This is a genomic window from Streptomyces omiyaensis (genome assembly GCF_014650895.1).
Taxonomy (GTDB): Bacteria; Actinomycetota; Actinomycetes; order Streptomycetales; family Streptomycetaceae; genus Streptomyces; species Streptomyces omiyaensis.
In genome coordinates this window covers 328,705-342,358 of sequence record NZ_BMVV01000004.1, presented here as the reverse complement: position 1 = coordinate 342,358, position 13,654 = coordinate 328,705, and the positions used below count along the sequence as shown (strand labels likewise).

Sequence of the window (13,654 nt, the reverse complement as noted above, 5' to 3'; positions counted from 1 at the left end):
GTGATCCTGCCACGGCCTGTCATCGCAAGGCGTCGCATTTACGGCACGCTTCCTACGGGTCGGTAGGGTGCGAGGCGTGGTGGGGATTGTCGAGCGTCTGGTGCCGGACGGGTTGTGGGAGTTGTTTCAGCGGGTGGTGCCGGAGGCTCCTTCGCGGCCTCAGGGTGGTGGCCGGCGTCGGCATGGTGACCGGGAGGTGTTGGCCGCGATCGTGTTCGTGGCGACCTCCGGGTGTACGTGGCGACAGCTGCCTGCCTCGTCGTTCGGGCCGTCCGGGGCCACGGCCCACCGCCGGTTCACCGAGTGGTCGAAGGCCAGGGTCTGGGCCAAGCTGCACCGCCTGGTCCTCGACGAGCTCGGTTCCCGGGGCGAGCTGGACTGGTCGCGCTGCGCGATCGACTCGGTCAACATGCGGGCGATGAAAAGGGGGAGCTGACGGGTCCGAATCCTGTCGACCGGGGCAAGTACGGGTCGAAGATCCACCTCATCACCGAGCGGACCGGTCTGCCCATCTCCGTCGGAATCTCGGCGGCGAACCTCCACGACAGCCAGGCCCTGATCCCGCTGGTGAAGGGCATACCCCCGATCCGCTCACGCCGCGGCCGACGCAGGCGTAAGCCCGGCAAGCTCCACGCCGACAAGGGCTACGACTACCGCCACCTGCGCCAATGGCTCTCCGGCCGAGGCATCCGACACCGCATCGCCCGCAAAGGCATCGAATCCTCTCAGCGGCTCGGACGACATCGGTGGACCATCGAACGCACCATGGCCTGGCTCGCCGGCTGCCGACGACTCCACCGACGCTACGAACGCAAAGCCGACCACTTCCTGGCCTTCACCGCCATCGCCTGCACCCTTATCTGCTACCGCAGACTCACCAAATGAGATGACTTCTTAGGGCGAGCAGGCCATGGCTGCTCTGAAGCAGTGGCGCCTGCTGCGGAAGCTCCGGTGCAGCACGACCCGTATCACCGACACCGTGAAGGCCGTCCTGGTCCTCCACTTCGCCACTGCGGGCTGAGCTCAGCCCGCAGCACTCGCCAGGGCCATCAGTTCGGCCTCGGTGGTCCCGGCTGGCACGCGCACGTCGAAGGTATAGCCTTCATTACAAAACACCAGGTCAAGGTGCATGGGTGTCAGTCTGCGGAAGGCGATCGCCAACCAGATCGCGTCCTCCTCCCACACGTACATGTACAGGCAGGTACCGGCCTCGTGCAGATAAGCCTCACCCAGGCCGTTCTCTGTATCGAGCATCCATATGAGACTGCGCACGGCCCTACGGGCCGACGAAGCGATCTCGGCTTCAGTCCACCGAGCACAGATCACCGCGGTGAGCGCACCCCGATCGACGTGCCATCCGCCCGCACCACCCTCGCCCACCGCCGCGAATGTCATAGCCAGGGTCTATCAGATGCCCATCGCGCGGATCTGACCAGCACTGCCCGAAGTTGGAGTGGGCTCAACGTGTCACCGCGACGCATTTAACCCCCATGCCGCTCAACACCATGACTCTTGAGGGTTCCTGGAGTATTCAAGGGTTTCGTTCGGTCGCGTGACCAGGGGTTTTCTGGCGGAGTAGGCCGTGTGCCGTGCGAGGTGGCGGCGTGAGGGGGCCGGTGGGCCGGGGCGTGGCCTCGGCCCGTGCCGGTGGTGGCCTGTTCGGCGGGGGTGAAGGGATGGCTGGGGAATGACTCGGACTCTGATTACCGGTGGTCTTGTGATCACGGCCGCGGACGAGGTGCACGCGGATGTGCTGATCGAGCATGGCCGGGTGGTGGCGCTGGCGGCGCCGGGGACGCAGGAATGGACGGCGGACCGGGTGATCGACGCGTCGCAGAAGTATGTGATCCCGGGTGGGGTGGACGCGCATACGCATATGGAGTTGCCGTTCGGTGGCACGTTCGCGTCGGACACGTTCGAGACGGGGACGCGGGCGGCGGCGTGGGGTGGGACGACGACGATCGTCGATTTCGCGGTGCAGGCGAAGGGCGAGCCGCTTCGGGCCGGTCTGGATGCCTGGATGGCAAAGGCGGACGGGAACTGCGCGGTCGACTACGCGTTCCACATGATCATGTCGGACGTGAACGAGTCGACGCTGCGGGAGATGCCGAAGCTGGTCGAGATCGGCGTTTCCTCGTTCAAATTGTTTATGGCGTATCCGGGTGTCTTCTATTCGGATGACGGGCAGATCCTGCGGGCCATGCAGGTCGCGGCCGACACCGGCGGGCTGATCATGATGCACGCGGAGAACGGCATCGCGATCGACGTCCTGGTGGAGCAGGCCCTGGCCCGCGGCGAGACCGACCCCCGGTACCACGGCGAGGTCCGCAAGGCCCTCCTGGAGGCGGAGGCCACCCACCGCGCGATCCAGCTCGCCCGGGTCGCCGGCTCCCCGCTGTACGTCGTCCACGTCTCGGCCCAGGAGGCGGTCGCCGAGCTGGCCGCGGCCCGGGACAAGGGCCTGCCGGTCTTCGGCGAGACCTGCCCGCAGTACCTGTTCCTGTCGACGGACAACCTGGCGGAGCCGGACTTCGAGGGCGCCAAGTACGTGTGCTCGACGCCGCTGCGCCCGAAGGAGCACCAGGCGGCGCTGTGGCGGGGGCTGCGGACGAACGACCTCCAGGTGGTGTCGACGGACCACTGTCCGTTCTGCTTCACGGGCCAGAAGGAGCTGGGGCGCGGGGACTTCTCGAAGATCCCCAACGGCCTGCCGGGCGTGGAGAACCGCATGGACCTCCTCCACCAGGCCGTCGTCGACGGGCACCTCTCGCGGCGGCGCTGGATCGAGATCGCCTGCGCCACCCCGGCGAGGATGTTCGGCCTCTACCCGCAGAGGGGCACCATCGCGCCCGGCGCCGACGCCGACATCGTCCTCTACGACCCGCACGCCACCCAGACCCTCTCCGCCGAGACCCACCACATGAACGTCGACTACTCGGCGTACGAGGGGAGGACGGTCACCGGCCGGGTCGAGACGGTCCTCTCGCGCGGCGAACCGGTCATCGACCAGCGCACGTACGTCGGACGCGCCGGTCACGGCGCCTTCGTCCCCCGCTCCACCTGTCAGCACCTGAACTAGGAGGCCGCCCCTTGGACTTCGGACTCGTCCTGCAGACCGACCCGCCCGCCTCGCAGGTCGTCGGCCTGATGAAGCGTGCCGAACGCAACGGCTTCCGCTACGGCTGGACCTTCGACTCCGCCGTGCTGTGGCAGGAGCCCTTCGTCATCTACAGCCAGATCCTGGCCAACACCACCAAGCTGCGCGTCGGCCCCATGGTCACCAACCCCGGCACCCGCACCTGGGAGGTCACCGCCTCCACCTTCGCCACCCTCAACGACATGTACGGCAACCGGACCGTCTGCGGCATCGGCCGCGGCGACTCCGCCATGCGCGTCGCCGGCCGCAGGCCCAACACCCTCGCCCGCCTCGGCGAGGCCATCGAGGTCATCCGCGACCTCGCCGAGGGCCGCGAGGCCGAGGTCGACGGCAACCCGATCCGCATCCCCTGGATCGAGAACGGCAAGCTCCCGGTGTGGATGGCGGCCTACGGCCCGAAGGCGCTCGCGCTGGCCGGGCAGAAGGCCGACGGCTTCATCCTCCAGCTCGCCGACCCCTTCCTCACCGAGTGGATGGTCAAGGCCGTCCGGCAGGCCGCCGTCGACGCCGGGCGCGACCCCGACGCCCTCACCATCTGCGTCGCCGCCCCCGCGTACGTGACGGCCGACGACTCGCCCGAGGCCCTGGCCCACGCCCGGGACCAGTGCCGGTGGTTCGGCGGAATGGTCGGCAACCATGTCGCCGACCTGGTCGCCAAGTACGGCGAGCACTCCTCGATGGTCCCCGAGGAACTGACGGCGTACATTAAGGACCGTCAGGGGTACGACTACTCCCACCACGGCCGTGCCGACAACCCCGACATCGCGTTCGTCCCCGACGAGATCGTCGACCGCTTCTGCCTCCTCGGCCCCGCCGAGGCCCACATCGACAAGCTCCGCCATCTCAAGGACCTCGGCGTCGACCAGTTCGCCGTCTACGACATGCACGACCACCGCGAGGGCACCATCGACGCCTACGGCACCGACATCATCCCCGCGATCAACTGACGCGGGGCCGCCGAACCTCCGTACGGCCGGCACGACGTTGTGCCGACCCATGTCTGCGCGCGCTCGGTCCGTTCCACGGAGGGGTCAGGACGCGGCGGGAACCAGGGCGTCGAGGCCGCGGGCGGCAACCAGTTGGGCGCTGCCGTCGGCTAGCCGGTAGGACAGGCCCACCACGGCGGTTCGGCCGGCGGCCACCGCGTCGGCCAGGACGCGGGAGCGCTCCAGCAGCAGGTCCACCGTGTGCTCGATGTGCTCGGCCAGGATTTCCTCGGCACTCTCACGTCCGGCGGCGCGGGCGGTCAGCACACTGGGAGTCACCCGCTCGACCACGTCGCGGACGAAGCCGCCCGGCATCTTTCCGTTCTCCAGGGCGGAGCAGGCCGCGGCGACGGCGCCGCACGAGTCGTGGCCCAGGACGACGACCAGCGGCGCGTTGAGGACCGCGACGCCGAACTCGAGACTTCCGAGCACTTCGGTGCCGGCGACGTGTCCGGCGGTGCGGACCACGAACAGGTCACCCAGACCGCGGTCGAAGATGATCTCGGCGGCCAGCCGGGAGTCGGAGCAACCGAACAGCACCGCGAAAGGCTTCTGGGACGGTGCGGTCTCGGTGCGGCGGGCGGCGTCTTGGTTCGGATGCTCGGAGGCGCCGGAGACGAAGCGCTGGTTACCGGACATAAGCAGGTCGAAAGCGTCACGGGGCGTGGGCGTCAGGGTCTTCTCGGTCATGGCGGCAGCCTACGAGGGGAGACCAGCCCTCGCACCGGCCACCCCGGTGCCCTCCGGTGCGCTCCGCACGAGGCCGGGCGGGGCAGGCGCCCGCGGCGGAGTGGCACCGGGGGTCGGTCACCACTCTTTGCGCTCACGCACGAAGAGTGGCGCGAGTAGCGAGCAATCCTCCTTCTGGGGCGCCCCGAATAGAGGGTGAAAGGGACCAACGTCCGAACGCGATCCGGTCTCATGCCGGTGAACCCTCCCCGGAAGGGGATGCATCGCGATGACAGTCAAGCGCTCCACCCGCCTCACCACCCTCATGGCGCTGCCCGCTGCCCTCACGCTCGCCGTGGCGGCCCCGGCTCTGGCTCATGACACGAACGACGCGGGCCAGCAGACGCAGCACGGCCGGAGCTACCAGGTCGACCTGCGGCAGCTGAACGACTCGGGTGCCAGCGGCACCGCGCAGCTCACCCTGCAGGGCCGCCAGCTCACGGTGAAGATCGAAGCCCAGGGCCTGGTTCCGGGTCAGCCGCACGCTCAGCACATCCACGGGTCCACCACTGGGCACGACTTCACCTGCCCCGATGCCAGCGCCGACAAGAACGGCGACGGCATCGTCACCACTGCCGAGGGCCTGCCCGCTTACGGAGACATCAACATCTCCTTGACCACCAAGGGCGACACCACCAAGGCCAGCGGTCTTGCCGTCGACCGGATGCCGGTCGCGGACAAGAACGGCAACCTGTCCTACTCGCGCACGATCACCGTTTCCCAGGCCGTCGCCGACAACATCACCTACCTGCACATCGTCCAGCACGGGATCGACCCCAACGGCAACGGCAAGTACGACTTCGGCAAGGGCAAGAGCGAACTCGACCCCAAGCTTCCCCAGGAAGCCACCGCCCCCGCGAGCTGCGGCGTTATCGAGGGCCATAGCGGCAGCTCCATGGGCAAGTACTGACCCTCGGCGAAAGGGTGACGCCCAGAGTCCCATGGGCTGCAGCCGTTCCGCCCTCCCGACGGCCTCTGCGACCTCCTCGACGCCGAGGCCGTCACCCCCTCCGCAGGACGTCAGCCCCACCTACTTGGTGCACCGCCGGACCCCGGGAAGCCCCCTGTCGCACCATCTGGCTCCGCGACAGCCGGGTATTCCGCCCAGCGCACCCAGGAGGACCTCATGCCTATTCCTCCCCGCTTCCGCAGGCTGCAAGCAGTTGTAGCGATCGCCGTGCTGTGCATGCTTATCGCCCTCGCCGGCTGCTCCGGCGGCAGCGCACCCACCTCCCCGTCGCCCTCCACGCCGTCCACCACATCGGTCAGCGAAGAACGCATCGTCATCGAGGACTTCCGCTTCGAGCCGGCCGACCTCACGGTCTCACCAGGAGCCAAGGTCTCCGTGGTAAACGAGGACTCCGCGCCCCACACCGTGACGGCCGAAGCCCCCAGCGCCTTCGACACCAGCACCATTGAAGGCGGCCGGACAGCCATGTTCACCGCACCGTCGACTGCCGGCGCCTACCGCTACCTCTGCGGCATCCATCCGTCCATGATGGGCACCCTCACCGTGCGCTGACCGCACAGGCCACGCGCGGCTCACGCCGGAGCAGCCCCATGCCCAACGATCTCACTGGCCCGGACACTCCACACCGCAGACTGCGCGGCGTCGCCCGTCTCCTGGCCGCAGCCGGTCTTGCAGCCGACGCCTACCTCCACGTGTACCTCGCCGACCGCTACGACGCCGTCAGCGCCACCGTCAGCCAGGGAACCCTGTTCAGAATCGAAGCCGCCGTCGCCGCACTCGCGGCGCTGTTGGTCCTCGTCTGGCGCCGCCTGCTGGCAGAAGCCTTCGCCTGGACCGTCGCGGCCGGTGGACTGGCCGCGCTCCTGCTCTACCGGTACGTCGATGTCGGCGAACTCGGCCCCCTGCCCAACATGTACGAGCCGCTCTGGTTCACCGATAAGAACCTCGTCGTCATCGCCCAAGTGCTGGCACTTCTCGCAGCCACGCTCCTCCTCACCCGTCGGCGCCGTCGGCACGCCTGACGTCATGCGTCCCGACGTGGCGGGCCCAGAGAATCAGCGGGACCTGGAGGGGAAGCCTGGCGTAGGCGACGGCTCTCGCGCTCGTCGAGCGGTGGCGCCAGTCGTAGGCCATCTTGACGTTCGCCGGGAACACCCCGGCGAAGAACAGGGCGGTGGCCCGGGCGCTCGCCCTTCGGGTCGCCGGCAGCGCGAGACCGGCGGCCAAGGCCAGTTCGGCCACGCCGCTGGCCTTGGTCCAGGTCCGGGGGCTGCCGGGCAGGGAACGCGGCACGATGGAGTCGAACTGCTTGGGCGCGACGAAGTGAGCAACGCCTGCCGAGGCCATCAGGCCGGCGAGCAGAAACGCGGAACGTGCAGGAGACATGGGGTTCCTTCGGTCAGGGACGGGCGGGAGCGGGCATCCGAGCGTACCCATCGGGGTTGGGGCGGAGCGGGCGGAGGGCGTGATGCTCACTCACCGAGGGCCGGGGCTGAACAGGGCGGCGTCCAGCGGGCCGGCACTCCAGACCGTCTCCGGGGTCGAGATGTGGGGTGGGGGTCCCAAGCCGAGGACTTCGGCTGTGCTGTCGGCGGCGAGCGTGTGCCAGAGGTTCGAGCGCCTGATCATGGTGTGGCGGCCGCCGGGCATGCGGACGCCTCGGACACGGGCCCCGGCTGCCTCAGCGCGGCGCAGGTAGGCCCACGTGCCCGCGGCGGACGTGGTCGGGTCGGCTGGGTCGTGGAGGGCGATGACGGTGCGGTGGGCGAGGTGGGTGACCGGCTCACCAGGAGGGCACCACGGTGCGAGGGCGACGACGCCGCGGACGTGCGGATCGTCGGCGGCGCGCAGCGCGGCCCGGGCTCCCATCGAGTGCCCGAGCAGAACCACGGGAACAGGGCCGGCCAGGTCCGCGAGCTCGGCCAGGGCGTGGCGTGTGTCGTGGACGGGATCGGCGCGTTCTGCGTTCCAGCCCCGTACCCGGTAGCGGACGTATCCGATGAGGATGTCGGCGTGGCGGGGGTCTTGCCCGAGTGTCCGGGCGAAAGCTCTCATGCGCAGGTCGGGCAGGTTGAGGGCAGAGGGGGGTGCGAGGGAGTCGGCGCGTCCGCCGTGCAGCAGCAGCACCGCACCGGCCGCGTGCGGAAACCGGGGCTCGGGCACGTGCAGCGCATGGAAGGCGCTGCTTCGCTCGGCTTCGCTCATGTCGTCTTCTCCGGCGTGCCGCGAGCGGTTTTCCGGGGTGGCAGGGGGAGGAAGCCGCTGGTGCGCGCCGTGTACGCGGCGTAACCGGGGCGGTGGGCCATGTGCTTCTCCAGGAGACGCTTGCCGCTGCCGATGGTGAGCAGCAGGGTCATCAGGACCGGGGAGACGAGGACGGCGAGGGCCGGCTGCCAGGCGGTGCAGGCGAGGAGGTACAGGCCCCACCAGATGAGGCTGTCGCCGAAGTAGTTGGGGTGCCGGGTCCAGGACCACAGGCCCTGGTCCATGATCCGTCCCCGGTTGGCGGGGTTCGCCTTGAAGCGGGCCAGCTGGTGGTCGCCGACGGCCTCGAAGACGAGCCCGGTCGCCCACAGCGCGAGCCCGCAGTACGCCAGGGCGTCCAGGGGCGCGGAGCTGTAGGAGGCGGCCTGGACGGGCAGGGAGATCAGCCAGACGAGGGCCGCCTGGCCGAGGTAGACGGTGCGCAGCGCGTAGAGGGTCCGGTTTCCGCGGGCCTTGTCGAGCAGGGCGGTGTAGCGGGGATCCTCGCCGTGGCCGCGGGACCGGTGGGCGATGTGGGCGGCCAGCCGCAGCCCCCACAGGGCGGTCGCCGCGGCGACGAGCAGGCGTCGGCCGTCGTCGCCGTGACCGTCGGAGAGTAGCCAGGAGACCGCGGCTACGGCGGCGAAGGCGAGGCCCCAGGCGATGTCGACGATGCGGTGCAGTCCGCGGCGCACGGCGACGGCGAAGGTGGTGAGGAGCACCGCCGCCGCTGTGCCCGCGCAGACGGCGAGGTTGACGCCGAGGGCGCCCCAAGCGGTGCCGCTCACGCCGGGCTCACCGGGATGTACCAGTCGGCGGGGGTCGCCGGCATGCCGGACGCCCCTTCGCGGGCGGGCCGCACGGCGAGGATCTGGTCGACGCCCATGCGGCGTTCGGAGAAGGCGAGCGACGCGCCGGCGAGGTAGAGGCGCCACACCCGGGCGGTCGTCGTTCCGACGAGGGCCTCGACGTCGTTCCAGCGCTGTTCGAGGGTGGCGCGCCAGGCGTCGATGGTCCTCGTGTAGTGCTCGCGGAGGGCTTCCACGGAGCGCGTCTCCAGGCCCGTTTCCTCGAGCAGGTCCACGGTGCGGCCGACGGGGCGCATGTGCATGTCGGGGGCGATGTACGTCTCGATGAAGGCGCCGCCGCCGGGTGCGCGGGAGCCGCGGGACATCTGCTGGATCAGGAGGCGGCCCTCGGGGCGCAGCGCGTCGTGCAGCTTGGAAGCGAAGGCGGGGTACTCGGCGTCGCCGACGTGTTCGCCCATCTCGACGGCGGTCGCGGCGTCGTAGCCGCCGCCGTCGATGTCGCGCCAGTGCCGCAGCTGAACGTCCACGAGGTCGGCCACTCCCTCGCGCGCGGCGCGTTCGGTGACGTACTCGTGCTGGGCGCGGGACAGGGTGACCGCGGTGACACGGGCCTTGTACGTGCGGGCTGCGTGGACGGTGAGGGAGCCCCAGCCGCAGCCGACGTCAAGCAGCCGGTCCCCAGGGTTCAGCCCGAGCTTGCGGCAGATCAGGTCGAGTTTGTCGCGCTGGGCGTCGGCCAGGGTGTAGGCAGGGTGGTCGGGCCGGGTCCAGTAGGCGCAGGAATACGCCATCGTCTCGTCGAGGAGGAGGGCGTAGAAGTCGTTGGAGAGGTCGTAGTGGTGGCTGATTCCCGCGCGGTCCCGCGAGACGCTGTGAAGACCGCCGGTCAGCCGGGCTCGTCCGTCGGGGCGCTTCGGGGGCGGTCCGACGGCACCTAGGCGTACGGCGAGGGCGGTGGCTGCGGCCATGCCCGCCGCCCCGGGGCGGGTCCCCGGCCGATCGCGGACGCTCCGCCCGGCCTGGGAGAGGGCGTCGGCCAGGTCGCCTTCGATGTCGAGGTCTCCGGTGATGTACGCCTCGGCCAGGCCGAGCTCGCCCGGCTGCCACAGCAGCCGCCGCAGGGCGTCGGGCGAGCGGAGGACCACCAGAGGCGTGTCGGCGGGCCCCGTCTGGCTGCCGTCCCAGGCGCGGATGCGCACGGGGAGCGGACCGGGGACGAAGTGGCCGAGGAGCTGGGCGATTCGGTCGGCGACGGGCCTCATCGGTGGGTTCCTTCGCTGAGGAGGAGCTGGCGGACGTCGAGGTAGCGGGAACGGAATCCGGCTTCCGAGTAGGCGAGGTAGAACTCCCACATACGCGCGAAGACCGGGTCGAAGCCGAGCTCGGTGACGGCGGGGAGGTGGGCCGTGAACCGTTCGCGCCACAGGCGGAGCGTCTCGGCGTAGTGCTCGCCGTAGCCGTTGTCGGCGAGCGTGTGCAGGCCGGCGGCGGCGGAGTGTTCGGCGATGGCTTCTCGGGAGGGGATGAGGCCGCCGGGGAAGACGTATTTGCTGATGAAGGTGTGGGTGGCGGCGGTGTGCAGCATCCGCTGGTGGCCCATGGTGATGGCCTGCAGGGCGATCCTGCCGCCGGGCGCGAGCGCGCGGCGCAGGGCGGTGAAGTAGGAGGGCCAGTAGTCGGCGCCGACCGCTTCGATCATCTCCACGCTGATCACGGAGTCGTAGTGTCCCTCGATGTCGCGGTAGTCGCGCAGCTGGACGTCCACCCGCTCGGTGAGCCCGGATGCCGCGATCCGCTCGCGGGCCAGCGCGGCCTGCTCGGCGGAGAGGGTCAGGGTGGTGACCCGGGCGCCGCGGGCGGCGGCTCGCAGGGCGAGTTCGCCCCAGCCGGTGCCGATCTCCAGCAGCCGGGTGCCCTCGCTGACGCCGGCGAGGTCCAGGAGCCGGTCGATCTTGCGGTGCTGGGCGGCGGCGAGGGACTCGAAGCGGGCGGGAAAGGCGCTGAAAATGGCGGAGGAGTAGGTGAGGGTGGGGTCGAGGAAGGTGGCGAAGAGGTCGTTGGACAGGTCGTAGTGGCGGCGGATGTTGTTCCGGGCCCCGTTGCGGGTGTTCTGGTCGGCGGCGGGGCGGGCGGACACCCACAGGCCGCGGAGCCGGCGCAGCGGCGCGGGGACCAGCTCGTCGACGTTGCCGGCGAGGATGGTCAGGACGCCGGCCAGGTCGTCGCTGTCCCACTCGCCGGCCAGGTAGGACTCGCCGAAGCCGATCAGCCCGTGGCGGCCGATCCGGCGGTAGAAGGCGTTCGGGTCGTGGAGGACCAGCCGCGCTCCGCCGGCCGACGGGCGGACGCCGACGGGGTGCCCGGTCAGGCCCAGCCGGTCCAGGGCGCGCCCTACCACGTACCGGGCGAGGGTGGTTCGCGCGGGACCGGCCGACGGCACCCGGGCCACGTCCGGCCACCGGCGGGCGTCGACGTCCGCGCGGCGGACGGCCGGCGCGGCGGCCGCGGTCCCGCTGCCCTGGACCATGTGGTGAGGGGGCCAGGCGGTGCGGCTCGCGGGCTGGGAGCGAGCCTGGGAGGTGAGGGCGGGGCGGGTCACGGCAGCATGCCTTTCTGCGGTGGGGAAGCGGGACGGGGGTGGACGGGCAGTCCGCGCAGCAGCAGACGGACGCCGTGGAGGCGGATGCCCGCCCAGACAGCGGCGGTGGACCAGGGTCTGCGCACGGCCGCCGACAGCAGGGCGCGCACGCTCGCGGGGCGGCGGACGCCCCGGACGACGGCGGTGAACGCACGGCCGCCGCCGTGCTCCAGATGGACGGTCAGGCCGAGGCGCTCGCCGGGCAGCGGCAACCGCATCCGATAGCGGCCCTCGACCGCGAAGAACGGCGAGACGTAGAACGACTTGTTCACCACAACCTCGCCCGTCCTGCTGGCCTCGCCCGCCCCCTCCGTCCGGAGCAGGTAGCAGTGGCGCTGCCCGTAGGTGTTGTGGACCTCCGCGACGACGCACATCAGGGCGCCGGAGGCGTTGTGGCACCAGAACACGCTCAGCGGGTTGAAGACGAACCCGAACACCCGAGCGTGCGCCAGCATCACCACCCGCCCGCCCCTCAGGTCGACGCCCTGGGCGGCGAGGAAGGCGTCGAGCCCGGCGCGGATCGACCCGGCGGTGCCGGTGAAGTGGTCGCGGGCGTCGAAGCGGGCGAGCGGGCGCAGCGGCCGGGGTAGCACTGGCAGCCGGTCGACGTCCACGCACCACAGGTACGTACGGTGCCGCACCGTGTGGCGCAGGGGTGTGCGGCGGACGTGTGTGATCACGCAGTCGTACAGCGCCGCGGAGTCCGTGCCCACGGAGCCCGTGGATATGAGGTCGCCTGAGGTACGGGTCACCAGCTCACCCCCAGGGAGCGGGCGGCCTCGACGCCGGAGCGGCAGCCGTCCTCGTGGAACCCCCAGCCGTGCCATGCTCCGGCGTACGCCGTCACACCGGTGTTCAGGAGGGCCAGCTCGCGCTGCGCCGCGACCGAGGCGGGCGTGTAGACCGGGTGTTCATAGACCATTCGCTCGACCACGCGGTCCGTGGCGATGCCGTCGTCACCGCCCAGTGTGACGACGTAGCCGGAGCCCGCTGGCAGGCGCTGGAGGCGCTCCATGTCGTAGCTGACGCGGACGGGGGCGGTGGAGGGCTCGCAGCTAGCCATGCGGTAGTTCCAGCTCGCGCGGGTCCTGGGGGAGCGGGGCAGGAGGGAGTCGTCGGTGTGCAGCACCGTGGGATTGCGGGAGTAGCGGAAGGCGCCCAGGAGCCGCCGTTCGTCGCCGGTGGGGTCCGCGAGCAGGCGGAGCGCCTGGTCCGGGTGCGTCGCGATGACGACGGCGTCGTACGCCTCGGTGTCGCCGTCGCCGGCGGTGACGAGAGCGCCGCGGCCGGTGCGCCCGATGGCCTCGACCGGGCTGGAGGTGCGGACACGATGGACTCGTTTGGCGGCAGCCGTGACGTAGGCGGACGAGCCTCCGGTGACGGTCTTCCACTGCGGGGATCCGGTGACCGACAGCAGCCCGTGGTGCTCCAGGAAGGCGAACAGGTATGCGGCCGGGTACGACAGCGCGGTCCGGGCGGGGCAGGACCATACGGCGGACACGAGCGGCAGGGCGAAGTGGCTGACGAAATAGGGGGAGTACCCGCCGTCGTGCAGGAAGTCCCCGAAGGTGACGCCCGCGGGGGCCCCGCGCGCCAGCAGGCGCCGGGCGGCGCGGTGGAAGAGCGGTACCTCCGTCAAAAGCCGGAGATAGCTGCCCCGCAGCGCGGCCCGCGAGGCGAACAGTCCGGCCGCGCCCCGGGCGCCCGCGTATTCGAGACCACACCCGTCGCACCGCACCGACATGCTCATCTCGGCGTCCTGCGTGCCGATCTCCAGCTCCCGGAACAGACGGAGCAGGGTGGGGTAGGTGCGTTCATTGTGGACGATGAAGCCTGAGTCCACGGCGAGCGCCCGCCCTGCCGGGCCGGGTAGCTCGCGGGTGTGGGCATGGCCGCCGAGCCGCCCGTCCGCCTCGTACAGGGTCACCTCGTACGAGCACGCCAGGACATAGGCGGCGGTCAGGCCCGCCACTCCCGCGCCCACGACCGCCACTTTCCGGTCTGTCACCACGATTGCTCCTGCCACTCGACACGCCGCCCGGCTGCTGCGTTTCACCCGTACTTCGCAGCAGTCGGGCCATCGGATTGGGCGTGATGTGTGGTGGCGGGGTGGAGGGTCCG

At 70.6% G+C, this 13,654-nt stretch carries 14 protein-coding genes and 2 pseudogenes; 7 read left to right on the top strand and 9 right to left on the bottom strand.

Features of this window, described 5'->3' with window-relative positions:
• Nucleotides 1–85: 85 nt before the first annotated feature.
• Together IE287_RS09695 and IE287_RS09690 are read left to right on the top strand one after the other, a co-directional pair.
• A protein-coding gene (locus IE287_RS09695) for an IS5 family transposase (RefSeq protein ID WP_189848652.1) occupies nucleotides 86–885 on the top strand; the annotation gives its coding sequence in 2 pieces (ribosomal slippage) (nucleotides 86–434 and nucleotides 434–885; 801 coding nt in all).
• Between the two features lie 16 nt (nucleotides 886–901).
• Nucleotides 902–1,021 (top strand): annotated as a pseudogene (locus tag IE287_RS09690) (IS5/IS1182 family transposase); the annotation flags it as partial.
• A gap of 2 nt (nucleotides 1,022–1,023) precedes the next feature.
• Here the strand turns inward: IE287_RS09690 and IE287_RS38435 are convergent.
• Nucleotides 1,024–1,254, bottom strand: coding sequence for a hypothetical protein (locus IE287_RS38435; protein ID WP_229883371.1), 231 nt, complete (start codon nucleotides 1,252–1,254; stop codon nucleotides 1,024–1,026).
• A 433-nt stretch (nucleotides 1,255–1,687) separates the two neighbouring features.
• Between IE287_RS38435 and hydA the strand changes: the two genes are divergently transcribed.
• Both hydA and IE287_RS09675 read left to right on the top strand, forming a co-directional pair.
• Entirely contained in the window at nucleotides 1,688–3,079 is a 1,392-nt protein-coding gene (gene hydA, locus IE287_RS09680; RefSeq protein WP_189848512.1) for a dihydropyrimidinase, read from the top strand.
• A gap of 11 nt (nucleotides 3,080–3,090) precedes the next feature.
• On the top strand, nucleotides 3,091–4,104 hold the full coding sequence (locus tag IE287_RS09675; protein WP_189848511.1) for a TIGR03842 family LLM class F420-dependent oxidoreductase: 1,014 nt from the start codon (nucleotides 3,091–3,093) through the stop codon (nucleotides 4,102–4,104).
• Nucleotides 4,105–4,188: 84 nt separating this feature from the next.
• Here the strand turns inward: IE287_RS09675 and IE287_RS09670 are convergent, their stop codons facing one another.
• A complete protein-coding gene (locus tag IE287_RS09670) occupies nucleotides 4,189–4,833 on the bottom strand; it encodes a carbonic anhydrase (RefSeq protein ID WP_189848510.1) in 645 nt (214 codons plus the stop codon).
• Nucleotides 4,834–5,101: 268 nt separating this feature from the next.
• Here IE287_RS09670 and IE287_RS09665 point away from each other — a divergent pair.
• The 3 genes and pseudogenes from IE287_RS09665 to IE287_RS09655 all read left to right on the top strand — a co-directional run.
• Nucleotides 5,102–5,770: pseudogene (locus IE287_RS09665) on the top strand (hypothetical protein); the annotation flags it as partial.
• Nucleotides 5,771–5,998: 228 nt separating this feature from the next.
• Nucleotides 5,999–6,394, top strand: a complete 396-nt coding sequence (locus IE287_RS09660; protein ID WP_189848508.1) for a cupredoxin domain-containing protein — start codon at nucleotides 5,999–6,001, stop codon at nucleotides 6,392–6,394.
• A 38-nt stretch (nucleotides 6,395–6,432) separates the two neighbouring features.
• On the top strand, nucleotides 6,433–6,864 hold the full coding sequence (locus IE287_RS09655; RefSeq protein ID WP_189848507.1) for a hypothetical protein: 432 nt from the start codon (nucleotides 6,433–6,435) through the stop codon (nucleotides 6,862–6,864).
• Here the strand turns inward: IE287_RS09655 and IE287_RS09650 are convergent.
• From IE287_RS09650 to IE287_RS09620, 7 genes are all read right to left on the bottom strand, one after another.
• Nucleotides 6,836–7,228 (bottom strand): DoxX family protein, encoded by a 393-nt coding sequence (locus IE287_RS09650; protein ID WP_189848506.1) that lies wholly within the window; start codon nucleotides 7,226–7,228, stop codon nucleotides 6,836–6,838. The genes IE287_RS09655 and IE287_RS09650 overlap by 29 nt on opposite strands.
• 90 nt (nucleotides 7,229–7,318) lie before the next feature.
• On the bottom strand, nucleotides 7,319–8,047 hold the full coding sequence (locus tag IE287_RS09645) for an alpha/beta fold hydrolase (protein ID WP_189848505.1): 729 nt from the start codon (nucleotides 8,045–8,047) through the stop codon (nucleotides 7,319–7,321).
• The gene (locus IE287_RS09640; RefSeq protein ID WP_189848504.1) at nucleotides 8,044–8,874 is read right to left on the bottom strand and encodes a DUF1295 domain-containing protein; all 831 of its coding nucleotides are present in this window, start codon (nucleotides 8,872–8,874) and stop codon (nucleotides 8,044–8,046) included. Before IE287_RS09640 ends, IE287_RS09645 begins: the two co-directional genes overlap by 4 nt.
• Nucleotides 8,871–10,157, bottom strand: coding sequence for a class I SAM-dependent methyltransferase (locus IE287_RS09635; protein WP_189848503.1), 1,287 nt, complete (start codon nucleotides 10,155–10,157; stop codon nucleotides 8,871–8,873). Before IE287_RS09635 ends, IE287_RS09640 begins: the two co-directional genes overlap by 4 nt.
• Nucleotides 10,154–11,494, bottom strand: coding sequence for a class I SAM-dependent methyltransferase (locus IE287_RS09630; RefSeq protein WP_189848502.1), 1,341 nt, complete (start codon nucleotides 11,492–11,494; stop codon nucleotides 10,154–10,156). The genes IE287_RS09635 and IE287_RS09630 overlap by 4 nt, the downstream gene beginning before the upstream one ends.
• Nucleotides 11,491–12,285 (bottom strand): DUF1365 domain-containing protein, encoded by a 795-nt coding sequence (locus IE287_RS09625; protein ID WP_229883370.1) that lies wholly within the window; start codon nucleotides 12,283–12,285, stop codon nucleotides 11,491–11,493. The genes IE287_RS09630 and IE287_RS09625 overlap by 4 nt, the downstream gene beginning before the upstream one ends.
• A complete protein-coding gene (locus tag IE287_RS09620) occupies nucleotides 12,282–13,541 on the bottom strand; it encodes an NAD(P)/FAD-dependent oxidoreductase (RefSeq protein ID WP_373307821.1) in 1,260 nt (419 codons plus the stop codon). The genes IE287_RS09625 and IE287_RS09620 overlap by 4 nt, the downstream gene beginning before the upstream one ends.
• Between the last annotated feature and the right edge of the window lie 113 nt (nucleotides 13,542–13,654).

Coding starts and splice junctions, on each gene's coding strand:
- IE287_RS38435 (WP_229883371.1), bottom strand. CDS start 1,254: ATGCTCGATACAGAGAACGGCCTGGGTGAGGCTTATCTGCACGAGGCC.
- hydA (WP_189848512.1), top strand. CDS start 1,688: ATGACTCGGACTCTGATTACCGGTGGTCTTGTGATCACGGCCGCGGAC.
- IE287_RS09670 (WP_189848510.1), bottom strand. CDS start 4,833: ATGACCGAGAAGACCCTGACGCCCACGCCCCGTGACGCTTTCGACCTG.
- IE287_RS09660 (WP_189848508.1), top strand. CDS start 5,999: ATGCCTATTCCTCCCCGCTTCCGCAGGCTGCAAGCAGTTGTAGCGATC.
- IE287_RS09655 (WP_189848507.1), top strand. CDS start 6,433: ATGCCCAACGATCTCACTGGCCCGGACACTCCACACCGCAGACTGCGC.
- IE287_RS09650 (WP_189848506.1), bottom strand. CDS start 7,228: ATGTCTCCTGCACGTTCCGCGTTTCTGCTCGCCGGCCTGATGGCCTCG.
- IE287_RS09645 (WP_189848505.1), bottom strand. CDS start 8,047: ATGAGCGAAGCCGAGCGAAGCAGCGCCTTCCATGCGCTGCACGTGCCC.
- IE287_RS09635 (WP_189848503.1), bottom strand. CDS start 10,157: ATGAGGCCCGTCGCCGACCGAATCGCCCAGCTCCTCGGCCACTTCGTC.